This is a genomic window from Pseudomonas palleroniana (assembly GCF_003031675.1).
In the GTDB taxonomy this organism is placed as follows: domain Bacteria; phylum Pseudomonadota; class Gammaproteobacteria; order Pseudomonadales; family Pseudomonadaceae; genus Aquipseudomonas; species Aquipseudomonas palleroniana.
In genome coordinates, this window is sequence record NZ_PYWX01000066.1 from 52,067 (window position 1) to 74,901 (window position 22,835).

Below are 22,835 nucleotides of genomic sequence, written 5' to 3' on the forward strand. Positions count from 1 at the left end.
GTGCTCGACGACGGCGTTAGCCTGTTTCGCTCGAAACCGGCGGGTGATGTGCAGACTGATCGACGCTCATAGCAACCCCACGGCCTGGTTTGTCGGGAAAAGTGTCAACGCCGCATTACGGGGTTGCAATCGCTTTTCGCCCGTTACTTGGTGGTATACCCGCCGTTGATCAAAATCGTCTGGCCCGTCACCCACCAGCCATCACTCACCAGGTTGCGAATGAACGGGACCACATCCTCGATATCAGTCAGGCCCGTGCGTGAGAACGGCGAAAGCGCCGCGGCGGTCTTATGATAGTTCACCGCATCCTGACCTTCGGCCGGATAAAAAAACGGTGTATCCATCGGGCCCGGGCCCACTGCCGTCACCGAAATACCACGCGCGCCGAGTTCTTTTGCAGCCGCTCGGGTGAACTGCTCCACCGGCGCTTTACTGCCGGCATACGCCGCGTAGAACGGCGTGAACGCGCCGAGCAGCGAGGTGACGATGGTGCAGATCTTGCCGTTGTCGTTGAGGTGCTTGCCGGCTTCCTTGAGAAAGAAAAACGCGGTTTTAGAGTTAACCGCCATCATCTCGTCGTACTCAGCTTCGGTGATCTCAGCCATGGGTTTCTTCAACACCTTGCCCACGGTGTTGATCGCAATATCCGGACGCCCGACTGCAGCCACGGCATCGCTGAACAGCTTTTCCACGGCCCCGGCTGTGGTCAGGTCTGCCTGCAACACCACCGCCTGGGTTCCCAGCGCCTCGAGAGCCGCCGCAGTGGCGTTGGCATCGCCCTGGCTGGAGGCGCTGTTGTAATGCACCACTACCGCCTTGGCACCCTGCTGGGCGAGATCGCGGGCGAGCAAACCGCCGAGATTTTTCACACCGCCGGCGATCAGTACGACCTTGCCATTGATTGAATGTTTGGACATGACAATGCTCCTTGGGCTGGGAAAGGTACGACCCAGTCTAGAGAGGCAGCGGGCAAAGATAAGCACGCTGATGTTGGATGCACTGTTCAGCGTTTTCGGCCAATAGGCGTGAAGTTACTTACGTTGTGTTGGTGTATTGGCTGGAAGATTGTCAGTGGGTTGACGGAAAAATGGACGTTCCAGAAACGACAAAGCCCTCGCATTTCTGCGAGGGCTTCGTTTTGTATGGTGCCGGCACCAGGAGTCGAACCCGGGACCTACTGATTACAAGCCGTTTGCTCTGAGGCTTCGCCTCGCTTCATCGAGTATCACCTGTTTTGCTTGGCCCAGGTTTACTTGGTCTGTAGCCAATTCGGTGTCTTTCTATGTTTCACCTGTTAGCGTACCTTTGCATGAGAAACGGGGAACGGATGGGGAAAACGGGAAAGAATGGCTAAGCGTACGCGAATGACCGAGATGGAGGCCTATGCGGTAAAGACTCGTCAGTCGGAGCCGGTCGGCTCTCGCGGAAAGGGGACTTTGCTGCTCGAACGTAAAGCTTCCGGAGCTATTCAGGCTTACTACCGGGAACGCACATCGGACAGCGACAAGCGGCTGCCTCTCGGGACGCTCGCGAAGAAGCCGCGTGTGGGTACAGACGAGCAGAGCTTGGATGGTATCCGTGGTGAGGCTTTGCGAATTTCAGTTGAGGCCGCTGCCGCTGGCGGTATTGCCAAGTACTTGGAGCACATCTCGGTGCAACAAGTAGCGGCCGCGGCTAGTCGTGCAGCCACAGCCGCATTGGAAGAAGCGGAACGGCTAGAACGTTTCCGCCTCGACGAAATTGAAGCGGCCCGCGGAAGCTTTCACGATTTGTTCCTGGATTACATTGAGTCGCGCCGCGTGAAGGCGACACCAGGCGTCGTGAAGGAGTTGGAACGGCTGCTCAAGACGAACATGCAAGAGCCCCATCCAGAGGTAATGCGGATGAAGGCCCGAGATATTAGGGCTGACCACATCCTCACCATTCTCAATCCGATCTGGGAGCGCGGCTCCAAAGTGCAGGCGGATCGTATGCGTTCGTTTCTGGTGGCGGCATTCAACCATGGGCTCACGGCTGAGAGTGTGGTCGGTCGCTCCAATGCGAAGACCTATAGCCTTGAGATCAACCCTGCAGCAATGGTGAAGGTCGATAAAGTCTCGGCCCCTGTCGAACGAGCCTTGTCTGATGCAGAGCTGAAGCAATTCTGGGAGACGGTTGAGGATACTGACGGTATCGGTCCGGTTATGGCACTGTTATTCAAGTTCGTCATATCAACGGGCGGCCAGCGGATCAAGAACCTAATCGAAACCACTTGGGCGGACTACGATCTGGACGCGGGTACGGTGCTATTGATTCACCGTAAAGGTAGAGGTGGCCAAACCCTGAGCCGACCGCACCTGGTACCGCTCTCTGATCGAGCCATTGCCATAGTGCGGCAAGTTCGGGAAATCAATGGGGATCATCCATGGCCCTGGACTACACACGGTAAACAACCTTTTGTGATCAGTAGCCCGACCCATGCCGTTGCAGACTGGCTGGATTCCAAGCATGCGCTAATCGCTGGCGGGAAGATCCCGACGTTCTCCCCCAGAGATTTGCGCCGCACCTGTACACAGTTAATGCAGAAACATGGGATTGATGATCGACTGTCGGATCTTCTTCAAGCTCATGGCCAAACAGGTGTCGTTTCTCGACACTACCGAAATAATCCCGAAGCGGCGCTGCCAGAGAAACGTAAAGCTATCGAGCTCTTTGACCGAGCTTTGGCTAAGGCTTTGGGGGAGGCCACTGATGCGGGCAACGTGCTTTCCATCTCGCGCCGGAAAAAAGAAAAACCCCGGGCCATGCCCGAATCTTGTCGCACATAGGGCACCACCATCAGTCCGCTGCTGAATCCCCGTAGTACGCGCCCTACAGCACATTTCAGTTCCGCAAACTCTGCTCAAAACACGCTGAAACTGATAGTAAGTGGGAATAACAGCGAATAAGCGGGAATAAACAACTTTTAGTAATACGGTACGTTGTTAGTTTGGTAGTTTGAGCTGGCGAGATATGTCGCGACACGGTTTCTTAATTCACATTTTGTGTCGCGACACTGCGATTACTTAGCGCAGCTGCGATTTCCGCGCCACGTTTTACTTAGCTTGTGTTTCGTGGCGCGCACGACAAAACACTGGGGCAATCATCGTCAAAATATCATCGTCAAATCGATGCATGATCATTGCTTGAACCTACTGAGGCCCTCATAAGTCCCTCTAAAACCCCCGTCCGTAGGGCTTCATGAGCGATCCGACGAACGGTCATTGCGATGATTTTGGGTGCTCAGGGGTGGTCAGGGGTAAGCAAGAGACAGTAAGTTTAGCGTTAGAGATGTACGGGGATAGTTATTGCACACAGGTGATTCAAAAAATCTGGTTGATGTTTTTCTAGCGGCAGTTAACATGCGACCACGGCTAGAGCTTTCTAACAACAAATGAAACGCCATAGAACATCAATGGCTGGAGTTAGAATCGCTGACGGTTGGATTATCAGACAAAGAAAAGCCCCGGACGCTACCAACGCCGGGGCCTGTTCGGGAAAGACGCTACCAACGTCCTCTGCATACCAGCTAGGCCAGTACACAACCCCGAGGGGAGAAGCATTTTGACGGGCTTCTAAGTGATTCAGTTAGGCTAAAAGCGCCTAATTGGTTCACGGGCGGACTGTAGTACCTGCGGGAATATTGCGCAACACTGGTGTCCTATACAGTTGCTGTGTTTCCGATGACTTGCCACCTTTCGACCTTTTTTCAGGCGCTGGTGGCCTACAGATCGCTCCTCTCGGTTTTTCCAGTCTTTGGAGATTCCGTGAATGGCACAAATAGCAACCCGCAGTACCGATGTACCCAATCTGCCCATACCTGGTGCACGCGCTACCGCTGCCCAGCTCTGCGCCAAATACCAAGTCAGCCGCGCTACCTGGTGGCGCTGGTCCAAGACTCCCGGTTTTCCCGCTCCTATTCGCTTCGGTCGTTCCGTCCGCTGGGAGCCCGACTCTGTGGAATCCTTCCTGCTCAGTCAGGAGACTTAACCCATGATGACCAATCAACTCTGCGCTGACGCGGGGACAGGATCGCTTTGTCTAGAAAAAGCGGCTCTATCCCTTCCTCTACCCTTAAACGCTTTGGTGCTTAATCGTCGTCTAGTTCGCCGCCATCAATGCGACGGTCCCGAAGCTGACTCTGATAGTGGGGTGGCCTGACATGGAAAAGATCCTGCATTCCGAGAAGAGTTGTTCGGCGCAAAGCGTTAGCGACACCAGTGGTAGCGCCCAGCGCATGCGCCTTTTGGCTTACCTGCACCAGCATGGCTCAATCAACACCTTCCAAGCCATCATGTTTCTGAACATCCTGCGCCCTGGTGCGCGAATATCTGAGCTGCGTGCGCAGGGGCACGGCATCATTACCCATCTGGGTACGCTGAAGGATGACCAAGGCCGCGAGCACCAGAAGGTTGCGACCTACTACCTGAGTACTGGCTCAGTGCAGAAGGTGGCGTCATGACTACCAAGATCATTAAGCCGATGGGTGAGGGCGATCCGGGAAATCCGCGCATTGCCGTTACCGATTACCAGGGCGAACCTCGTGTGGACAGCCGCTTGCTGGCTGAGCAACTGGGTAACAAACACAAGAACTCGATGACGCTTATCGAGCGCTACCTGGCGAAGTTTGAAGAGTTCGGGGTTGTTCCGTTTCAAACGGAGAAACCCTCGGCCGGAACTGCCGGTGGTAGGCCGGAGCGATTCGGCTTGCTGAACGAAGATCAAGCATTCTTCCTGCTGTCGTTGTCGCGCAATACCGCCCGCGTTGTGGAACTGAAAGCGAGCCTCATCATGGCGTTCCGCGAAGCTCGGTATGGACACGCCTGCCAGACGCTGGAGGCCCGCAAAAAGGAAGCTAGCAGCAATGGTCGCCGGCTGGCGCACTGGCGCTACGACAAGTCGGGCGTGTACGCGCACGTCGCCCATCTGAGGGAGCAACTGAGGCTGCCACTCGATTCGGAGGACTTCCGCCGATGACAGCTATGCTCATGATCAGCGATAAACGGTCGATAACTTTTGTTGCAAGCAGTCGTGCTCGTCGGTATGGTTTGCCCGTCGCTGCAAATTCAGCGATCGGGCTTGGCCGCTCGAGGAACGTTAGGCGCAATAGCGCCCCCATTACGATTGCTGGCGCTTTTTTTGTGCCCGCAGTTACGTGTTATGGCGGGTTGCGTGGGGACACCTTCGGGTGTGCCGGGTTCCTAACGTCCCGGTCGGCCAACCCCGCGCAACCTGCCACCCTAATTCGCTTGGCCGCGAACGGTGGCAGTTCCTCAACGTTAGGAGCTACACCGATGCCTACCCTAAGTCCGTCCGCGATTCGCGCCTTTGCTCACCGCCGCATGGCCCTGAGCGCCCTCCGCGCAAACTCCAGCCTCGCAACCCGCCTCAAGCGTTACTCGCACCACATGGGCATTGCCCGCTCCCTAGAGTCTGCCGGGGGTGTGCAATGAATGCTCACGCCCGCACCATCCAAGAGATTGCCCACGACACGCTTGAGGATCTCGAAAGCGCCCAGATCGCCCTACGCAAGGTTGAGGCCGTTCTCTATGCCGCATTGGCAGACAAGGGCACGAGTCAGCACGTCCGCAATCTGGTAGACGTCGCGTGGAACCTAGCCGCTGACGGCGCCAACACCGCCGGCTGCAACCGCGAGGCAATTTCCGCCGCTTTGTCCGGGTGCGCTGGCCTAGGCGCCGGGGGTGACGAATGAAAACGGCAATCCAAACGCGGGATGACCTCAGTTTCACCAAGCGCGACGACATGGGCAGGCTCATCAACTGGCCCCGGAACAACCCTGGCGTAGCTGCCGATTGGGAAAAGGGCCTTGCTTGCTTCGATTACGAGATCACCGAGCTGGCCGCGCATGATGAAACCGAAGCATTCGGCGCCATTCAGTTCGCCTTGTGCGGCATGGGTGGGCGATATACGAACCTTGAAATCGGCTTTATAGATCGCGTAGCCAGGGCTGCGGTGATTGGCTTGCGCGCAATGCGAAATGGCTCCGAACGGTTCAAGCCGAAAGACCCAGTAGAGGCTTAAAAAATCATGAACAACCAAACCTGCAAAAACGCGGGTACGCCGAAGGCTTGCCTGAAGAAAACTATCGAACTGTTTTACGTCACGCACCCGAAGGTGCCCAAGGCGTTGCTGGGACCATTCTTGACCGAGGCCGACGCTGAGTGCGGGCGCCTTGTTATGCGCAGTGCAGGCGCCCAGGTGACGGCCTGCCTGGTTGATTCAATCGACGACATTGCCCGCTGGCACGGTGTGAACAACGGTCAAGTTTGCCGGGCCTTTGCTGACGTTGATCGCCGGGAGGTCAGCCATGGGTAACGTCACCCCCATCAAGCGCAAGGGCAGTGGCGGGCCACCCGCTGCTGGCGCTCATATCGACAGCGCCAGCTATGTGCTGCTGGTGGAAACCCTGGTCGGCTTCCAGGAACTGCGAATCTCGGAAGGCGACCAAGACCGCCAATGCAATGAGTTGGAGCGCCTGACTCAGAAACTGGAGAACTTGGCCAAGCGGTTTACCCCGCCGAAGGGGGCCGCATGACTGACGCAACGATCCTATTCCGCGAAGCGCTCCAGGCCGTCTATGGCCCTCTCGACTGGCTACCAGAGCCCGACGGTGCAATCCACCGGTTCCGTGTGCCGGCGGATAGGCCCGGCTCTCTCAACGGCTGGTATGTGCTGTACCTGGACGGCATCGCATCCGGCGCGTTCGGCAGTTGGAAAGCCGGCGGCGCCAGCACCTGGTGTAGTCGCGAACCGGTGGACGCCCGCGAAGCGGCCCAGATCCGCGAGCGAGTTGACCAAGCCCGGCGCCAGCGCGAAGCCGAGCAACACCGGCGCCAGCAGCAGGCCGCCGAGAAGGCTAATCACTGGTGGCGCAATGCGCGCCGCGCCTCACCCGACCACCCGTATCTGATCACCAAGGCGGTTCGCTCCTACGGCCTGCGCCAGCGTGGCACTGACCTGCTGATCCCGCTGTACCTGGATGGGCGCTTGGTCAACCTGCAAAGGATCGGGCCGCACGGCGAGAAGCGCTTCCTGTTCGGCGGCCGGATCAAGGGCACCTATTCGCCGCTGGGCATCATCGAGCCAGGTTCTGTGCTTTGCATCTGCGAAGGGTGGGCGACGGCCGCCAGCCTCCACCAGCACGGCGGCTATGTCGTTGCCGCTGCCATGAACGCGGGCAACTTGATCCCGGCGGCGATGGCACTTCGCGCTCGCTACCCAAGCCAGCCAATCGTCATCGCCGGCGACGACGACCGGCTCACCGATGGCAACCCGGGACGCGCAGCGGCAAACGCGGCGGCAGCGGCAGTGGGTGGCCAAGTGGCTTTCCCTGAGTGGCCGGAAGGCGCACCCGACGACCTCACCGACTTCAACGACCTCGCCAACTGGAAACTCGCCCATGTCCAAGCCTGACAGCAACGTGATCAACCTTCGGCCGGACGCCGCGACCATTGCGCCAGATCGCCCTTGCTGGGCGGTGTATGAGCATTGGGTGATCAATGAGAAGGGCCGCAAGCTGCGCCCGGGCGTTTACTGGCATAGCTTCAAGCGCGCCGCCGCTGACCAGGACGACGCCGAGGGCGATACCGGCGACCGGCCTATCACAGATGAGTGGATCTCCAGCCCTGTCACAGTCGTGGCCCGAACCACCAACAGCGACGACGGCAGCGAGGGGCGGTTGCTGCGCCTGGTAACTGAGGGCGGCATCAAGGAATGGATCATCGCCATGGAAGTGTTCGGCGGCAGCGGCGAGGACGCCCGGCGCGCATTGTTCGGGATGGGCGTCATTATCGCCCTCAAGAAACGCGGCACGTTCATGGAGTACCTGCTCGACCAGCATCCTGCAGAAGTGTTTGCCACCACCAGCCGGCCGGGCTGGCATGAATCGGGAGCGTTCGTGCTGCCTGGGCGAACCATCGGTAGCGCCAATGTGCGGTACCAGGCCAGCAACAAGGCTCAGGTACTTTTCAGCCGGCGCGGCGAGCTGGCGCAGTGGCAATCGGAGGTAGCCGCCAGGTGCGCGGGCAACCCGGTGCTGACACTCGCGATCGGCTGCTCGCTGGCTGGCCCACTGCTGAGTTTGGTCGGCGTGCTAGGTGGCGGTGTTCACCTGGTGGGCGATAGCTCGAGCGGTAAGTCGCTGGCGCAACTGATCGGATCGTCGGTATGGGGCGACCCGGGCGTGTTCGCCGCCAGTTGGGACATGACCAAGGGCGGCCTGGAGATCGAGGCGTCGAGCCGCAATGACACCATCCTGCCCTTGGATGAGATCAAGCGCGCCGACCCCAAGCGCGTACAGGAAATGGCCTACTCCCTCGCCAACGGCCAGGGCAAAGGCACCATGACCCGAGAGCGCGAAGGCCGCGCCAAATTGAGCTGGCGCCTGCTGACACTCTCCAGCGGCGAGCGCTCCCTCTCTGAGCACGCGGCCATATCCGGCAATGCCGCCCACGCTGGCGCTGAGTTACGCATGGTCGACGTGAACGCCGGTACCCGCACACACCGGGCCTTCGACGAATTGCACGGGCTTGAGGGGGCAGACTTTCACCGGCAGCTCACCGTAGCGGTCGGCGCCCACCACGGCCACCTTGGACCAGCGTTTGTGGAGCACCTGGTCGCCGCCGACGATAAGCCCGGGCTGCTCAGTGACTTTGACGGCATCCGCGCCCAATTCGTCGAGGACAACGCCCAGGCCGGCCGCGTGGCTGACCGGTTCGCCGTGATCGCGCTGGCGGGCGAGATGGCCATCGCCTACGGCCTGTTGCCATGGGAGCCCGGTACCGCCCTCTCCGACTGCCGTTTGCTCTACGGGGAATGGCTCTCCCGTGTAGGCGGGGGCAACGCAGAAGACCGCCAGATCCTGGCCGGCATCATCGACTTTATCGACAAGCACGGCAGCAGCCGATTCTCCGATGTCGACGCAGCAGAGGTGGACGCCAAGGTATTCAACCGCGCCGGGTACTGGGAGCTGGTGGCCGGCAAACGGCTCTATCTGTTCAACAAGTCAGCGCTGATCGAGGCAGCGCATGGGTTCGGCCTCACCCGCGTGATCAAGGCACTGGAGGTTGGCGGGGCCTTGGCCAAACGCGACACCGACCGCGATAGCCGCAAAACCAAAAAGTACCGCATCCCCGCCGGCGGATCGGCGCGGCTGTACGTGATCGACCCAGAAGCCATGGACAGCGAAGGGGCCGGCGCATGACCACCAAATCCACCAAGTATGAATGCCCGAGTTCACAGGAACCTATAAACGTGGGGAACAGGGGGAACGGGGGAACAGCCAGTAAAACCGTGGGCTGCGGTCGTTCCCCCTTATTGAATGTATGGGGAACAGGGGGAACACAAACATGCTTTTGAATATAAGCGTGTCTGCGTTTTCCAGAATTTGGTTATCACCGTTCCCCACAAAAAAACGTGGGGAACAGAAACCCCCTCTAAAAGCCCCGGAAACATTGGCTGTTCCCACTGTTCCCCCGTTCCCCCGATTTTTTTCTAGAGACACATATGGGCAATGGAGCAATCAGGCCGAGGTGACGCCATGAGTCTCCTTTCCGGCTTGCTCGATCACATGCCGCCAGCCATCGCCAGTACCGACACGCCAAAAATGGATAGTCGGCCTCGCCCACGCCTGGTGCTGGCCAACCCTGTCGAGCGCACTCCCCGACTCATCACAAGACCACACGCAAGCGCCGCCACTGCCACGCCCCAATGGCGACACGCCCGTGACCATTATCTCAACCACATCATGGTTTGTCGGAGCTGCTACGCGCCCACCGGCCGCCATTGCGCGGCTGGCGTCCACCTGCGCGCCAGCTACGACAACACACCTATGGAGGCGCACCAATGACGCCCAGCCTTATCACCCGCTTGTGCAACATCGGTATGAAACCCGGCATCAGCGCCGCCACGCAGCTCATCACCACCCGGCGAATATGTCGCGCCATTGCTGACCAGCTCGACGTTATCCGCAGTGAGCGGCGAGCCCTTCGTCGGCAGGCGGGCAAGTTGAAAGCATTCCTCCCCTTCACCCGGCAGGCCATTGCTGAATTGGAGGAGCTAGCCCAGGAACACCAGGAGGCTACACGCAGCGGAGCGTGGAGCGCACTTGCTGGGTTTGGCCAATCACTGATGCTCGACCGCGAGGGGCTGGCGCAGACGTTGGGCTTCGACCAGATGTGCGACCTGCTGGGCGTCAACCCAGTACATCGCCAGCAGGCCAGCGCAGACGGTGACACCAGCCTTCGCGGAGTGGCCTACCTATCCCAACTGGAGGACAGCGCCGACCGCAAGAGCGACGAATGGGGCGCCGGTGGCCCGCTGTATCAAGCCTGCCACGCCGCCATGATCCGGTTCATCAGGGAATGCCCAGAAGACCAGTTGCCCGCCCCATTCGCCCCTGGTGCGCCTTTCGGCACAAAGCTCCCGCCCGCCCTAAGCATCGTCGGCAAATGACCATTTTCCGCGCCACGTTTTGCGAATCACGAAAACGTGGCGCGACACCGAGTAACACCACCGGGCACCCGCCCATGACCAGCGCCAGCGGCGCACAGAGGAAACCATGACAGACCAAGACAACAACACAGCGGGCCAGGCGCCCACACACCGGGAGCGTTTCGCCGAAGCGTGCAAGGTGACTGACTTCGTGATCAATCCGAAAGCGGTGGCAGGGTATTACGTCTGGGGCGTTGATCACATCGTCAAGGGTGGGCGTAAGGAGATCGATGGCCCGTATTACACCGAGGACGAGGCTTGTATAGCAGCAGATCTGATGAAGCCAACAGAACCGTTCGCTCGAGCGTCTGTGTCAACCCATTGCTGGGCGTGGAATCCAGACCCGCGCCGCGAAAAGGCCATCCGTGACGACGCCATGGCATCCCGAATGATGCTCGCCATGCAGATCGGCGCCGAAGTACCAACCCACACCACCAGCGACAAGTAGGAGAAACAAATCATGGCCGTACTTTCGATTGAATACACCCCGATGAGAAACATCAGGCTCTGCGCGCAGTTGCGACAATTCGGAAAGTCTTACCCGCTCGCCGTCCGCACGCCGGCGGAAGCCATAAAAGCCTTATGCGTGCAGATCCCCGGGCTCGAGAGATTTATCTCCAACGCCAAGTCGAGAGGTCTGGAGTTTGCAGTGTTCGTGGGCAAGAAGAATGTCGGAGAGACGGAGCTGGGTTTCCAGGGCGCAGGCGACATCATCATTGCGCCCGTGATCAGCGGCAGTAAGCGCGCAGGCTCTCTTCAAACCATTGTTGGCGGGATATTGATTGCAGCAGCATACGTGCTGTCTTTCACCCCATTCGCTGCCGCGTCACCTTTTCTGTATTCGGCAGGCGCTGCAATGTCCATCGGCGGGATAATTCAGATGCTCAGCCCCCAGGCCGGCGGCCTAAAGACCAGCGCCGCACCAGAGAATACCCCCGGGTACGCCTTCGGCAGCGCTAAGAACACCACCGCCAGTGGCAACCCGGTGCCCCTCTGTTACGGCAAACGGCGGGTAGGAGGAGCGATCATCAGCGCCGCTATCTACGCCGAAGACCAGATGTAGGAGCCACGGGGCGGTGCTAAAGTGGCCGCCTCATGGAAAGGAGCTCTCATGCTGAAAATTACCGCTGTTGCCGCCCTGGTTGCCCTGATGGCCGGCTGTGCTACTTCTCCGGTACCCACGAAAACCGCTGTTGCGGTACCTCATGAAAGGGTTCTCGCATATCAGACGAGCTCCCCAGGTACCGGCACACTGTCGGTAACCCGAGACTCTGGCCATACGGGAAGTCTTTGCTCGGTGGGCATTTTCGTAGATGGAAAAGTGGCCGCATTACTCAAGCCTGGAGAAAGGGTTGACCTCCACGTCCCTGCTGGCTCGGTTGTTGTCGGCGCGGCATACCAAGGAAGAGGCATCTGCGGGATGGGTGCTGACAGGCAAGAGCGAGAGGCAATCGTCACGGACGGAAAGGTGAAAAACTACCGCATATCAACGAGCGGTGACGGTGTTTTAGACATTCTCCCCACCACGCTGTAACGGAAAGATAGGGCCGCCTCCGAGCGGCTTTGTCACGCTTTGAGACAGACGATATGGTCTCACTCAGACCAAATCGTCTGTTTCACCGAAAGCCTCCATCCAAGACGTTGTTTCAAATTGCTATTGAAGCCGCATCGTCAAATCATCTGTTCAAGGAGAGCACCATGTCGATGATGAAAAACGCGGTCGATTCCATCTGGATCGGCATGGAAGACTTCCACGACGACGATCCACGACGAGCCGTCTCGGCCATCCGTAACTTTTATGCCGGCATCCTCTTGCTCTTCAAATGCAAGCTGCAAGAGCTAAGCCCAGAGGGTTCAGAAGAGGTGCTGCTAAAGAAGAATATCCTTCCCGTAATCGACCCAGCGACAGGAAAAACGACATGGATAGGATCAGGAATCAACACTGTCGAGGTTAGGGACATCAAAGATCGATTGAAGTCTCTAGGGGTGGAGGGTATCGAATGGAACCGCTTGGAGAACCTTCAGAAGATTCGAAATAATATCGAGCACTATTACAGCAAAGATCCCGTTGAACGAATGAAGGAGGCTATTGCAAGCGCGCTTCATTTGATTATTCAGTTCTGCAAGCCTCATCTTGGAAAAGATCCAGTACAAATTCTAGGCCAAGAGTGCTGGGATTTGCTTCTCGGCGTGGCGTCTCTCTATGAGGCTGAGTTGAAAGCTGCAAAAGCGAACCTTGAGTCTGTTAATTGGCCATACCCAGAAGTAAAGGACGCCATTGATTATATGAGGTGTCCAGACTGCGATTCACAGCTCATCAAGGTACTAGACCCCACAGATATTGGTGCTGACATCGAATTCGTTTGTAGCAGTTGTGGGTCAAGCGCTTCATATGAAACCGTCATTACCGCAGCCTTACCCGAGAGCATGGAAGGTGCCAACTATATGAGCGTCAAGGACGGAGGCGACTCACTAATAGAAGACTGCCCTATGTGCGGAGAGGAAGCCTTTCTAGTGGCGCAAGGGAAGTGTGCCGTGTGCTTTTCAGAGCTGGAATACAACTCATGCAAAGCGTGTGAAACGGGTTTGAGCGTGGATGAACAACATTTTGAAGGGCTGTGCTCATACTGTAATTACAAGCTCGGCAAGATTATGGCGGAATAGATGACGTGCCTGGTAACCACCTCGCCTGGTTACCATCTGTCACGGGAATTGCCACTGTGGGCCGAGCGCGCGCCCATATCGCTCAAGGAGAGCTTGTACTATGAACGGCGTTCACAGAGCAGCAACGGGGCTTTTGCTACTTTTTTCTGCACTGACCTCCACCCAGGTTCTTGCCGAGAAGCAAGATTGCGCCGAGGTTTTCGAGTTGCTGAAGTCACAAAAAAGAGACGACTTCATAGCGCTCCCGCACACGGGATCGGAAATGAACTCCATGTTCGACACTCATCAGGTTTGCTACAGGGGAAAAGACCTTAGCCGATGGGCAGCTGGTGCTCACATGGACCTTACATCCGGAATAAATGGCATCTTTAAAGATGGAACAGCCGCTATCGTTACAGCTCATCAACGCTCAAATGGAGAACTGGATTATTCAGAAGGCAACTACAACAGCTCGCTAATCTTGCTGCGTGTGGACCAAGAATCCAAGCGCCTAACAAGGACTGAGCTGATGACCCAGCAATCTAATGATGATCCAGCTAAGTCCATTGCTGATTTCCGCATCACCGGCTATGACGACTTCAATAAAACGGTCTACTTTCAAGCTCCGGCATGGACGACCAGTGACGCAGTTTATTCTTTCCAGGTCGGCCAAGCTCTTGAGGGTAAAAGGCCCAACCTTAAGTACTTTGGCCCCGGCAGGGTCGATATGGTGATAAATGATCTTGGGTTTGAAGGATTATCAAATAACGTAGGAAACGTACTGATCTGGCGTGACGAGTACCTACCCAACCAAGGAAGGATCGATGTGCTGTATCTGTTCGACAACGATGGAAAACGCATATGCAAAGTCAAATCTTCCGACCCGTCATATCGGTTCAATCTCATCTGCGATGAGCGGTAGTGCGATACGCTCGATGGCAAGTGCTCGACCTTAAAAAGGTTAAGTTTTGTTAAGTCGCTGGCGCTGTCCAGATCGGGCGGTAGCCACTCTGGTATCCACGGTTTGGCGTTGATCTAAGCCGGATACCAGGGCGGTGACCAAGTGCGGTGACCACCATCAGTGACCAATTTGCAGAACAGCCCCACGGAATGCTGGCGCACAGTTCCGGCGGCGTGTTTCGCGCAGTTCGTCGCGCACGTCCGTCGCGCACCTGGTAAAAAAGCGCGGCCACGCTAAGTTGTCGCTTCACCTGAAAAAGTTGATTACGAACAAAATCAGTATGGCCACGAGAAGCACTTTGATATGGCGAAGGGAACGAGCGATATCCGGTAGGGTGTTTTGCGGTCCACTCAGCAAGTAACTGCAGAGATCCTCATAGCGTCGCTTTTGGCCTGCTTCCAACTCATCCACTTGGTCGACGAGACGCTCAGTCGCGAGCGCCATGCCTTTCACCCCCTCTTCTATCGAAAAGAGGGCATCGGCATGCATCAGAGGGTCGCGGAGATTGCTCTCACGCAACCTTGTCAGGGTGTCCTGATTGCTTTCCATAGGTTTGACGTCCGCATTCTGGCTTGAGCTCAAGATCCTAGCTTATTGTCCGTCGTTGTAGTGCAGACGCCTTCATGGTGACCTGTAAGAACCAGGTTAAAAATTCAGCGCCAGCAGGTCCGCCGGTTTACTGCGCAGCAATTGCGCAAATTGCGCACTGCTAGTACGCATTTGGGTGCGTACCGGCAGTAGGTTCGCACTGAGGTTCGCACCCTCTAACGCGAACCTAGTGCGAACCAGGCCGCCAGCCTGTTATCAAAAGTTATGGTTACCAGGCGCTGGTTTCCACTGTGGTTTCCAGGGTTTTTCAGTGGTTTCCACTGGCAACCTGATCAGTTGCCGAACAATCCCAAGGAGGTGGTGCGACAAGCTTGCAGGCCCTTCACAAAAGCCGACGGGCGCGTAGGATCAATATGCGCAAATAGGAGGGCGCCCCTATGAAATTGATCATGGACTTCAAGGCCGACTGGCACGAAACACTCAGGGAGATCATGAAATCAGAATGGGATCTCGACACGAAAGCCATCACTGAGGACGTTCCTGTTCACTACTTCAACGCGGCCCAACGCCGCATAACCACGACGCCGAGAAAGGTTCTTGTATCTGATACTTTTCAATGCCCAGCCGAACATTTGCGGGGTTGGGAACAGATCAAGCTAAGCGTGATAGAGGGTAAGGATCTCAATCCCCATCTGAGCAAACTTATAGGCAAGGTAAAAAAAACTGATCTTCTGCTCAGCGACTGGGGAGTACATCACCTACATCTGGGTACCGTGTTAGAAGGACAGTACATGGCCCGAACAGGGCCGCTTTTGTTTGCACGAGTGACCGCAGACATTTTTTATGCGATCGATGTGTATACACACGACGACTTTGCGGACGCGGAGATTGTGGAGGTCGTGCATAGGAACTGGCCTGAATCGATAGAGCATTGGGCGCTTCGAGGAATGCAACCCAAGGAGACGCTGACATCCGATCAGCGCGAAACGCTACGAAAGAAAAGGTACAACTCTTTTGTTCAAGTGAAGGACGGCACTACATATGCTCCCATCGGTGGAGGGTATATGTTTTCTGGCCACAGCATATTTGCGATCACGGAAATGGACAAAGAGCATGAGCTTCTCGAATGCTTGGAGCAGCTCATTCCCGACCTGATGCCCAAATTGCTTCCCGAACTCGAAAAGCGTGGTTACTCAGAAAATGGTGATCTCAGGGTAAGCCTAGTTCTGACCAATCTCGCTTACTTTGCTCATTTCCCCCAATACAGCATTGCCACCGAGCTACAGAAACGGCGCCCAGGGCCTTGGAGCGCTGCTGTCTCCAAAAATGCCAAAACCTTGAAGTGGGCCTAAGCGTAGAGCACGCACTTTGACCACACTTTGACGGAATGCGAGACAGGAATCAGACCAAAGCCACGTGGGAGGGCGTCTGAGGCTTATCGCGTGGCCAGCCCGTCAAACAAGCGCATCGTGGGCGCTGATACCCCTGACAGACCCCAGACGGATAGGGCGCTTTCGGCACGCCTACTTTTACCCGGCCTTTACCGAATCGCTGGTGAATGTGAGACAGGCATGAGACGGATTCAGCGAATGTGGCCGCCTGAGAGCCAGTAGCGGCCCCTGCGCGCGTGGCTCACGGATTAGATGCGGGGAAATCCCGTATCACATCGCCAGGCCAATTTGCCGCAGGCAGACGCACACCACGTAAAGGTGATTCCAGGCATTCACGGCGCCGGTGCTACGCTCTCTCGAAACACGGAGAGCCACCATGACGGACACCAAATTGATCGCCAGCCTGTTCGACTGCCTCAATCAAAACCAACTCGCCCTGGGCGCAGCGGTGGAGGAGCTTTCCAACTGGGTCGAACAGCGCGGATCGGCAGACATAGCCAACAACGTGCGCGGCGCGCTGGAAACGCTAGACGAGAACCTGGTGTTCATTCGCCAGGGCATTGCTGAGCTAACCGTCGCCGGCAGCCTGGGGCAGTCGTGAGGAGGCAAATAATTCTGGACAGTTCTGGACGGCTGGCGAGGCCACAGCTCATCCGACTCGGCCCGTGGGCCAAAGCCAGCAAAGGCTGGCGGCAGATCGGGCATGCGGCCGGATTGCTACCTCGTCCAGAAACAGGGGCAAACCGCGGCAGTCACTTGCGGGACAAGTAGCACACGACCGAACCCGGCAAACGCGGCCATAATCCTTGATCAGCCTTGACGGAGCCTTGACGAAATTCTTGACAGGTCTTGACGGATTTATCCGGAGCCATCAGCGGTTGGAGCGCTGAAAGCCACGCAGGTCAAAGCTTTGCGAGCATTCGGGCTGCCTGACCAGCATTCGCCCCGTCTAAATTCGTGAGGCGGCCGTCAAGGTGGGTGCTCGATCAATATCCTGGCGCGATGGGGTGGTGAAATACCGGGCCAGAAAGATGCTTAGCGCGCCAGGCAATATTAGACAGGCCCTAGACGGATTCCCAACGACAGAACAAGGCTCAGTTGCCCGCAGCCCAAGCAATACGCCGCTTCCAGCATCAAAGGTGGCGTGCTGGTGCTTGATACTCGTCAAGTTTTTTCCGGGGCTTCCAGCGACCTGACAGCAGGTCGGAGCAGGTGGTGAACGAGTCGTTCACCCTGGAGCGGAAACCGGTCGGCCTGCTAGCTTGTCCAGCCCCCGGATTCCAGGTAGTTGCTCACGTTCCGCTGGTAACATCTGCAGGTCATCTGCTGGCCCCGCTTCATTCCGGCGCCAGCATCAACCGAGCACCGAGGATAGAGCCGTGTCCGTTATTGACTGTGATTATCTACCCGCCGACAAGGTGGTGTTTCCGCCGGAGCTGGCGCTACTGATCGTCAGGAAGGCCAGCGCAATGGCGGCAGCATTCGAGGAGCAAGCGCTCGACCAGCTCACCATGGACGCCCGGCGCGCCCTTTCGCGGGGAGCTGAGCCAAGGCGAGTCATCAGGGAAATGCGCTTGTAGCCGCGAGAGTGAAATGCCCGGATCTCGGTAGTATTTCCAGCACCTGCCATACCGGAATGGGAGCCCAGGTTAATTATGGATAGTCCCGCACACCACCCGTTCGCGAGCCCCCCATGAATGAGCACTACCCTGATTCGGGGTAGCGTTGCGTTGCGCAGCGGCAAAATGGCATGAGTTCGAATTGCCAGCTAAGGTGGCTTTAGTAAAAGTCGCTTGGCCTTGTCGAGTTGAGAGAACTCAGGGATCAAATATGCCTAGTCTTGATAATCACATTCTCATTGCGTTGACTCATTATCGGGGATTGATTGCGAAGCACTTCGGATGTTCATTGCTAGCATATTCCGGCCCCATACACCCGGCAGTTCAAAGCGCGTACGTGAATGCGATCGAAGAGTTGGTGCAGCATCGCGCCGATACAGAAAATCCGAACCGAATTTGCATCGTCATAGCAACGCCAGGCGGGGTAGTTGAAGCTGTTGAGAAAATGGTTGAGGTAACTCGACATCATTTTGACGAAGTCTTTTTCGTGGTTCCTACGGCTGCAATGTCCGCTGGCACAATTTTTTGTATGTCCGGCGATAAGATTTTCATGGACTACACATCCTCGCTCGGCCCCATTGACCCGCAGGTTCCCTTGGCAGATGGGCAGCTTGTCCCTGCTCTCGGTTACATCGACAAGGTAAATCAACTTATCGAAAAGTCTGCGGCTGGTAGCCTCACAGATGCAGAGTTCATGATGCTACAGCGCCTGGATCTCGCGACTCTTCGTCGCTATGAACAGGCCAGGGATCTCTCCGTTAGCCTGCTTAAGCTCTGGCTTGTGAAATACAAATTCAAAGACTGGACAGTCCATGGCTGTACCAATCCGGGCACGGCTGTGTCCGAAGCAGAAAAAGAGGCACGCGCTGAGCAAATTGCAAAAGATCTCAGTGATAACAACCGTTGGCATTCGCACGGCAGAATGATCGGAATCAACACGTTAACCGGTGGTCTGAAGCTGAAGATCGAAGACTATACTGATGATCAAGAACTCAGGCAGAATCTGCGCGTTTATTCAGAGCTGATCACTGAGCATGCAGAACGCCAGCGATCTGCTTTCATGCTTCACTACACATAATCAGCGAGGGAGGGATGCCATGACGACGCTTGCAAACCGTACAGCTGAAGCGCTTGAACGCGAGTCGGTAATCCGTTCGGGGGAGAGATCCCAACGCCTTTCAGCAATCAATGATCGCTATGATCGCCTCGTGAAATCTGGGGCAGTTCAGCCTGAACGCTACAATATTGCGCCAATCAACCCGTCCTCGATGACTCTCCCGCCAAACTCCTTGTGAGCTGACGTTGACCTCAAAGCCCTGCTACTGACAGGGCTTTTGTCTTTAGCTAATCAACTTTGAAGCAGACCATTTTTGTCGTATCGACTCAGGCCTTCATTTCTGGATGGCCAATACCGCTAGCCGGGTTCACCGCGGATGAATTTACCCTAGCCGTCAAAAGCGACCTCTAAGGAAAGGTGCCACTGGCTTGACCGCGGACAACCATTTGCCGGATAGTGTCAACACGCTCGTCCCGTGACGACAAACTGGCAACTCCTATACCTTCCCAAACTATGGAAGGTGACGGTCGAGGACCTACCCTTTGGGGCAACCCAAAGGGTGGATAGGTCTCAAGGCCTCAAATTTTCTTTACGTTTTGCCTTGTGAGCTCTCGAGTCTGCCTCGCGAAGAGTGCGGATTTTTTCTACAGCCTCGCAAGCGTACGGATAGTTAGTCGCTCTGAAACTACCATTCTTCCCTTCTAGATTTTTGCGAATCTGTGCAGTTATAACTGTATTCAAGATTAACAACAGTTCTCGATCAGCAGATTCAAGCGCCAGCCGACTGTAATAGTCCAGGAGGCGCATACATTGATCTGCTCCTGATGACTTCATTTCCCATTGGGTAACTAGATTAATCCCATCAAGGAAAAACTGGCGATCTGAGTTTTGTGCTGCTTCAGCTTTCTGAGCCAAGAAGAACTCTCGCTGCTGCTTTGCTTGATGGAAGGTGAAAAACAATACTACGATAAGCGACAGTGCTCCTGAGAATGCAGAAGTATGCCCACCAAAAAAATCGCCCATCTGACCTAACTCTGAAAGGCTTAGTCCAGTTTGCACTCCTAAGGTAAGGTTGTTGTATCCAACTATTAATAAATTAGCTATAGGAATAAGCGCGAACACTCCTACAGTCGACACCAGAACAATCATCCATAGCGGGGTCTTGTTAAAATATTTATATTCCATAGTTTCACTCTAATTAAAAATTTTAGCCTGTAACCAATTCATCATCGAGCTTACGGTGGGGTAGGGCTCTTATGCCTCTGAGCACCTAGACGCATTCAACATGCCTCCAAGAAGGGGTGTAGGACATACGTGTTCACTTGTGACATTACCTTTTAGCCTTCTTTCTGGCGCAAGTGCTTGATGAGAGGAGCTCATCGCTTCCCTACTCAGGGTAGTTTCACATGCCGAGCGACGTTCGTGATGCACAAAATCCAGATGCCTCTCCTGCACCTACCGCCCTTCGCTTTTCCCATCGAGCGAAAACTGGGAACCCTCGTGAAGGAAATCACCTCCAAATATTCGTAATTTGCCCTCACTGATGACTACGGGGGCGACGTCGCGTACATTGAACATATCAAGCATGCTGGAGGCCACTTCGGTGGAGCCCAACGCTGCTGAGGACCAGATTTCCATCTGGCAAAGGAGTGCCCATGCTGCATAGAGCTATAGAAGCCCCATACATGACCACCAATGTCGCCCACACAAAAATTTTCAACTCGAGGCCTATCTCGCCTCTTGAGGAAATGTGTGCCTACGAATCGCTTTGGCAAAACCAAGGCGCTTGGTTTGCGAACCTCGCAGATCTTTTCCGGAACAATCCTGGCGCTATCCCCTCGGATTTAGTCGATGCGGATCGTATTGCCGAGACCCTCGAAAACCTCAAAAGGGTAATTGGCGAGGAAGCTCTTTCATCCACCGGCATCCGAGTTCATGGCGCCGGCGAGTACCCACAGAAGCTACGCGATGCAGACCATCCTGTAGAAGTCCTGTACTACCAAGGTAACTGGGAACTGGTAGAAACAGACTCTGTAGCAATTGTTGGAACGCGAAGCCCTACAGACGAGGGTGCTTTCAACGCTGGACTAATTGCTCACAAATTGGTGAAAAGTGGGTTTACAGTAGTATCAGGTCTAGCGAAGGGTATAGACACAGCTGCCCATAAAGCCGCCCTCGCAGCGGGAGGTAACACAGTAGCAGTCATCGGCACACCGCTAAACGACTACTATCCAAAAGAAAATATGGACTTACAGAAGCATATTGCTCAGCAGCACCTTGTTATATCTCAAGTCCCATTCTTAAGATACAAAGATCAAAACTATAAGACCAATCGTCTTTTCTTTCCTGCAAGAAATGTAACGATGTCCGCGCTTACTCAAGCGACAATCATAGTAGAAGCCGGGAATACATCTGGAACGCTTGTGCAAGCAAGAGCGGCTCTAGCGCAGAAAAGGAAACTTTTCATCCTAGAAAGTTGCTTCAGAAATCCAGAACTAAACTGGCCGGCTAGATTTGAAAAGCTCGGAGCTATTCGCGTACAAAACGTCTCTGACATAATCGGATTACTCACGGATGACCAGGCCAATACAGCTAGACAATGACAGCTATCGATATTTGGATGACGGGGATTATTGCTACCATTTTTTGGAATACACATCTGGCGGCGGATTCAAAATAAGTCAGGGAAATCAACAAATTCTGAACTTGAAAAAGCGGCCCACCTCATCCGAGAATGAGCTTTACTACAAGCGTAAAGCTATTGAATTTTGGGGCGACCTACTATCTGCGGAGCTGAATCTCACTGCTTCAGCATTAAATTCTACCTTCATGCCCATGCCATGCTCCAAGCCAATCGGCCATCAGGACTACGATGATCGTATGCTGAAGGTGTTAAGGCGCATGGCCCGTAATACTCCTCAATTGGACATCCGCGAATTGCTCTTACAAGATCGAGCAAGGACTAGCCAGCATGAAGGGGAGCGCCTCAGTCCAGAACAAATTGCGTCTTACATGTCGGTCAACCAAGCCGCCTTGGTATTACCCATCAAGGAAAACCTTGTGGTAGTGGATGACGTGATCACAATGGGGGCATCCTTCAAGGCGGCCAAGATTTTAGTTGAAAGAGCTGGAATTCGGACACAGGTAGTCGGTTTATTTCTTGCCAAAACGATCTGGCCGCCCAGTGAGTTGGATGACTGGCTAGCTGCTTTGTAACCGAAAGGTTATTCATTAAATCAAGTGCGTGCCGCCCTACTCCAGTGGGGCGTCAGCTCAACTGCTTCAACTGACTGGGATTGCCGGAACGATGTTGAACATCGACAACATTTTGCCAGCCTGAAGATACGCGAGAAGTATCAGTACATAGGACGCCATGACTAAAGATGCGGCAGACCACTGCATACATCCCCGGCTTTCTCATGCCACTTCAATCGATCAGCAAAAAAATACTGCGCTAGGTAGGTAATGGCGGTCGCTATCCCTGTGGCGAAAAGCGTCCAACCAAGCAATGCCCTGGTCAATGCAAGAGCTTCAAGCCCCCTCAGTCTTTAATGCTGACCGAGCAGACCCGGCGAATGCGAGTAGCGCTGCCGCGCAGCCACCTGATACCAAGAAACATGTTTTCAGGGCGTTAGTGCCAGCTTCCCAGCCAGACCTCACCATTTCAATATCCCATTGATGCGAATGCTCCGCATCTCGAAGAAGTGTCTCTGGAGAACCGGCGTTTTGCATCGCATGTCCTTTGAGTTGTTCGAGATACTGATTTAGAGCATCTACGTTGACAGTCGTAAGCCCTTTTTCCTAATTGTTCTTTAGATCTTTCTGAAGAACCTCGATCGCTTGTTTCGCATCCGTTCCAGCTAATTCCTAAAATTTTTGATGGGCGCGACATATCAGTCGCCAAATTTGGAGGCGTCTGCCCACTCCGGGATAGTGATGGCGTCAGGGGGGGGCGTTTGTGTGAGGTCGATCGTTGTGCGCATAGTTGACGAGTGAGGAATCACTAGCTTTTTAGAAAAACGGGGAATGAACGGGGAAAATTCCCAATCATGCAAGCCTAAAACGAAAAAGGCCCACCAGAAGGT

25 protein-coding genes are annotated in these 22,835 nt (G+C 55.4%); 22 read left to right on the forward strand and 3 right to left on the reverse strand.

Annotated elements, in window-relative coordinates; genetic code table 11:
* Window positions 1-143: 143 nt before the first annotated feature.
* Window positions 144-917, reverse strand: a complete 774-nt coding sequence (locus C9383_RS22755; RefSeq protein ID WP_090367440.1) for an SDR family oxidoreductase — start codon at window positions 915-917, stop codon at window positions 144-146.
* A 447-nt stretch (window positions 918-1,364) separates the two neighbouring features.
* Between C9383_RS22755 and C9383_RS22760 the strand changes: the two genes are divergently transcribed.
* The 16 genes from C9383_RS22760 to C9383_RS22840 all read left to right on the forward strand — a co-directional run bounded on the left by C9383_RS22760 (window position 1,365) and on the right by C9383_RS22840 (window position 14,095).
* A complete protein-coding gene (locus C9383_RS22760; protein ID WP_159438928.1) occupies window positions 1,365-2,807 on the forward strand; it encodes a site-specific integrase in 1,443 nt (480 codons plus the stop codon).
* Between the two features lie 1,373 nt (window positions 2,808-4,180).
* The gene (locus tag C9383_RS22770) at window positions 4,181-4,480 is read left to right on the forward strand and encodes a helix-turn-helix domain-containing protein (protein ID WP_090367434.1); all 300 of its coding nucleotides are present in this window, start codon (window positions 4,181-4,183) and stop codon (window positions 4,478-4,480) included.
* Window positions 4,477-4,995: a Rha family transcriptional regulator gene (locus tag C9383_RS22775; protein WP_235863196.1), complete on the forward strand. Its 519-nt coding sequence runs from the start codon at window positions 4,477-4,479 to the stop codon at window positions 4,993-4,995. The genes C9383_RS22770 and C9383_RS22775 overlap by 4 nt, the downstream gene beginning before the upstream one ends.
* Window positions 4,996-5,467: 472 nt before the next feature.
* On the forward strand, window positions 5,468-5,731 hold the full coding sequence (locus C9383_RS22780; protein WP_090367432.1) for a hypothetical protein: 264 nt from the start codon (window positions 5,468-5,470) through the stop codon (window positions 5,729-5,731).
* Window positions 5,728-6,060 (forward strand): hypothetical protein, encoded by a 333-nt coding sequence (locus C9383_RS22785; RefSeq protein ID WP_090367430.1) that lies wholly within the window; start codon window positions 5,728-5,730, stop codon window positions 6,058-6,060. The genes C9383_RS22780 and C9383_RS22785 overlap by 4 nt, the downstream gene beginning before the upstream one ends.
* Before the next feature lie 6 nt (window positions 6,061-6,066).
* Entirely contained in the window at window positions 6,067-6,354 is a 288-nt protein-coding gene (locus C9383_RS22790) for a hypothetical protein (protein ID WP_090367428.1), read from the forward strand.
* Window positions 6,347-6,574 carry a hypothetical protein gene (locus C9383_RS22795; RefSeq protein ID WP_090367426.1) on the forward strand — a complete coding sequence of 76 codons (228 nt, stop codon included), beginning with the start codon at window positions 6,347-6,349 and terminating at the stop codon, window positions 6,572-6,574. The genes C9383_RS22790 and C9383_RS22795 overlap by 8 nt, the downstream gene beginning before the upstream one ends.
* Entirely contained in the window at window positions 6,571-7,452 is an 882-nt protein-coding gene (locus tag C9383_RS22800; RefSeq protein ID WP_090367424.1) for a toprim domain-containing protein, read from the forward strand. The genes C9383_RS22795 and C9383_RS22800 overlap by 4 nt, the downstream gene beginning before the upstream one ends.
* Complete coding sequence (locus C9383_RS22805; protein ID WP_090367422.1) at window positions 7,439-9,241, forward strand: DUF927 domain-containing protein; 1,803 nt, start codon at window positions 7,439-7,441, stop codon at window positions 9,239-9,241. Before C9383_RS22800 ends, C9383_RS22805 begins: the two co-directional genes overlap by 14 nt.
* Window positions 9,242-9,577: 336 nt before the next feature.
* A complete protein-coding gene (locus C9383_RS22810; protein WP_090367420.1) occupies window positions 9,578-9,886 on the forward strand; it encodes a hypothetical protein in 309 nt (102 codons plus the stop codon).
* Window positions 9,883-10,491 (forward strand): hypothetical protein, encoded by a 609-nt coding sequence (locus C9383_RS22815; RefSeq protein WP_090367418.1) that lies wholly within the window; start codon window positions 9,883-9,885, stop codon window positions 10,489-10,491. Before C9383_RS22810 ends, C9383_RS22815 begins: the two co-directional genes overlap by 4 nt.
* Before the next feature lie 106 nt (window positions 10,492-10,597).
* Complete coding sequence (locus C9383_RS22820; RefSeq protein WP_090367416.1) at window positions 10,598-10,978, forward strand: hypothetical protein; 381 nt, start codon at window positions 10,598-10,600, stop codon at window positions 10,976-10,978.
* A gap of 12 nt (window positions 10,979-10,990) precedes the next feature.
* Window positions 10,991-11,593 carry a tail assembly protein gene (locus tag C9383_RS22825; protein WP_090367414.1) on the forward strand — a complete coding sequence of 201 codons (603 nt, stop codon included), beginning with the start codon at window positions 10,991-10,993 and terminating at the stop codon, window positions 11,591-11,593.
* 48 nt (window positions 11,594-11,641) lie between these two features.
* Complete coding sequence (locus tag C9383_RS22830) at window positions 11,642-12,064, forward strand: hypothetical protein (RefSeq protein ID WP_090367412.1); 423 nt, start codon at window positions 11,642-11,644, stop codon at window positions 12,062-12,064.
* Between the two features lie 164 nt (window positions 12,065-12,228).
* Window positions 12,229-13,194 (forward strand): hypothetical protein, encoded by a 966-nt coding sequence (locus C9383_RS22835; protein WP_090367410.1) that lies wholly within the window; start codon window positions 12,229-12,231, stop codon window positions 13,192-13,194.
* A 100-nt stretch (window positions 13,195-13,294) separates the two neighbouring features.
* Window positions 13,295-14,095: a hypothetical protein gene (locus C9383_RS22840; protein WP_090367408.1), complete on the forward strand. Its 801-nt coding sequence runs from the start codon at window positions 13,295-13,297 to the stop codon at window positions 14,093-14,095.
* A gap of 285 nt (window positions 14,096-14,380) precedes the next feature.
* On the opposite strand, the gene C9383_RS22845 is transcribed toward C9383_RS22840, so the two are convergent.
* Window positions 14,381-14,683, reverse strand: coding sequence for a hypothetical protein (locus C9383_RS22845; protein WP_090367406.1), 303 nt, complete (start codon window positions 14,681-14,683; stop codon window positions 14,381-14,383).
* 437 nt (window positions 14,684-15,120) lie between these two features.
* Between C9383_RS22845 and C9383_RS22850 the strand changes: the two genes are divergently transcribed.
* From C9383_RS22850 to C9383_RS22865, 4 genes are all read left to right on the forward strand, one after another.
* Window positions 15,121-16,035, forward strand: coding sequence for a hypothetical protein (locus tag C9383_RS22850; RefSeq protein ID WP_090367404.1), 915 nt, complete (start codon window positions 15,121-15,123; stop codon window positions 16,033-16,035).
* A 415-nt stretch (window positions 16,036-16,450) separates the two neighbouring features.
* Window positions 16,451-16,675: a hypothetical protein gene (locus tag C9383_RS22855; RefSeq protein ID WP_090367402.1), complete on the forward strand. Its 225-nt coding sequence runs from the start codon at window positions 16,451-16,453 to the stop codon at window positions 16,673-16,675.
* Between the two features lie 778 nt (window positions 16,676-17,453).
* On the forward strand, window positions 17,454-17,654 hold the full coding sequence (locus C9383_RS22860; RefSeq protein WP_090367400.1) for a hypothetical protein: 201 nt from the start codon (window positions 17,454-17,456) through the stop codon (window positions 17,652-17,654).
* 250 nt (window positions 17,655-17,904) lie between these two features.
* Window positions 17,905-18,771 (forward strand): SDH family Clp fold serine proteinase, encoded by an 867-nt coding sequence (locus C9383_RS22865; RefSeq protein ID WP_090367398.1) that lies wholly within the window; start codon window positions 17,905-17,907, stop codon window positions 18,769-18,771.
* 549 nt (window positions 18,772-19,320) lie between these two features.
* Here C9383_RS22865 and C9383_RS22870 read toward each other — a convergent pair.
* The gene (locus tag C9383_RS22870) at window positions 19,321-19,935 is read right to left on the reverse strand and encodes a hypothetical protein (RefSeq protein WP_090367396.1); all 615 of its coding nucleotides are present in this window, start codon (window positions 19,933-19,935) and stop codon (window positions 19,321-19,323) included.
* 500 nt (window positions 19,936-20,435) lie between these two features.
* Here C9383_RS22870 and C9383_RS22875 point away from each other — a divergent pair, with 500 nt between their 5' ends.
* Both C9383_RS22875 and C9383_RS22880 read left to right on the forward strand, forming a co-directional pair.
* Window positions 20,436-21,353, forward strand: a complete 918-nt coding sequence (locus C9383_RS22875; RefSeq protein WP_090372270.1) for a DNA-processing protein DprA — start codon at window positions 20,436-20,438, stop codon at window positions 21,351-21,353.
* Window positions 21,325-21,966: a phosphoribosyltransferase gene (locus C9383_RS22880; protein ID WP_090367394.1), complete on the forward strand. Its 642-nt coding sequence runs from the start codon at window positions 21,325-21,327 to the stop codon at window positions 21,964-21,966. Before C9383_RS22875 ends, C9383_RS22880 begins: the two co-directional genes overlap by 29 nt.
* Window positions 21,967-22,835 lie beyond the last annotated feature (869 nt).

Coding starts and splice junctions, on each gene's coding strand:
- C9383_RS22755 (WP_090367440.1), bottom strand. CDS start 917: ATGTCCAAACATTCAATCAATGGCAAGGTCGTACTGATCGCCGGCGGT.
- C9383_RS22760 (WP_159438928.1), top strand. CDS start 1,365: ATGACCGAGATGGAGGCCTATGCGGTAAAGACTCGTCAGTCGGAGCCG.
- C9383_RS22770 (WP_090367434.1), top strand. CDS start 4,181: ATGGAAAAGATCCTGCATTCCGAGAAGAGTTGTTCGGCGCAAAGCGTT.
- C9383_RS22775 (WP_235863196.1), top strand. CDS start 4,477: ATGACTACCAAGATCATTAAGCCGATGGGTGAGGGCGATCCGGGAAAT.
- C9383_RS22780 (WP_090367432.1), top strand. CDS start 5,468: ATGAATGCTCACGCCCGCACCATCCAAGAGATTGCCCACGACACGCTT.
- C9383_RS22785 (WP_090367430.1), top strand. CDS start 5,728: ATGAAAACGGCAATCCAAACGCGGGATGACCTCAGTTTCACCAAGCGC.
- C9383_RS22790 (WP_090367428.1), top strand. CDS start 6,067: ATGAACAACCAAACCTGCAAAAACGCGGGTACGCCGAAGGCTTGCCTG.
- C9383_RS22795 (WP_090367426.1), top strand. CDS start 6,347: ATGGGTAACGTCACCCCCATCAAGCGCAAGGGCAGTGGCGGGCCACCC.
- C9383_RS22800 (WP_090367424.1), top strand. CDS start 6,571: ATGACTGACGCAACGATCCTATTCCGCGAAGCGCTCCAGGCCGTCTAT.
- C9383_RS22805 (WP_090367422.1), top strand. CDS start 7,439: ATGTCCAAGCCTGACAGCAACGTGATCAACCTTCGGCCGGACGCCGCG.
- C9383_RS22810 (WP_090367420.1), top strand. CDS start 9,578: ATGAGTCTCCTTTCCGGCTTGCTCGATCACATGCCGCCAGCCATCGCC.
- C9383_RS22815 (WP_090367418.1), top strand. CDS start 9,883: ATGACGCCCAGCCTTATCACCCGCTTGTGCAACATCGGTATGAAACCC.
- C9383_RS22820 (WP_090367416.1), top strand. CDS start 10,598: ATGACAGACCAAGACAACAACACAGCGGGCCAGGCGCCCACACACCGG.
- C9383_RS22825 (WP_090367414.1), top strand. CDS start 10,991: ATGGCCGTACTTTCGATTGAATACACCCCGATGAGAAACATCAGGCTC.
- C9383_RS22830 (WP_090367412.1), top strand. CDS start 11,642: ATGCTGAAAATTACCGCTGTTGCCGCCCTGGTTGCCCTGATGGCCGGC.
- C9383_RS22835 (WP_090367410.1), top strand. CDS start 12,229: ATGTCGATGATGAAAAACGCGGTCGATTCCATCTGGATCGGCATGGAA.
- C9383_RS22840 (WP_090367408.1), top strand. CDS start 13,295: ATGAACGGCGTTCACAGAGCAGCAACGGGGCTTTTGCTACTTTTTTCT.
- C9383_RS22845 (WP_090367406.1), bottom strand. CDS start 14,683: ATGGAAAGCAATCAGGACACCCTGACAAGGTTGCGTGAGAGCAATCTC.
- C9383_RS22850 (WP_090367404.1), top strand. CDS start 15,121: ATGAAATTGATCATGGACTTCAAGGCCGACTGGCACGAAACACTCAGG.
- C9383_RS22855 (WP_090367402.1), top strand. CDS start 16,451: ATGACGGACACCAAATTGATCGCCAGCCTGTTCGACTGCCTCAATCAA.
- C9383_RS22865 (WP_090367398.1), top strand. CDS start 17,905: ATGCCTAGTCTTGATAATCACATTCTCATTGCGTTGACTCATTATCGG.
- C9383_RS22870 (WP_090367396.1), bottom strand. CDS start 19,935: ATGGAATATAAATATTTTAACAAGACCCCGCTATGGATGATTGTTCTG.
- C9383_RS22875 (WP_090372270.1), top strand. CDS start 20,436: ATGACCACCAATGTCGCCCACACAAAAATTTTCAACTCGAGGCCTATC.
- C9383_RS22880 (WP_090367394.1), top strand. CDS start 21,325: ATGACCAGGCCAATACAGCTAGACAATGACAGCTATCGATATTTGGAT.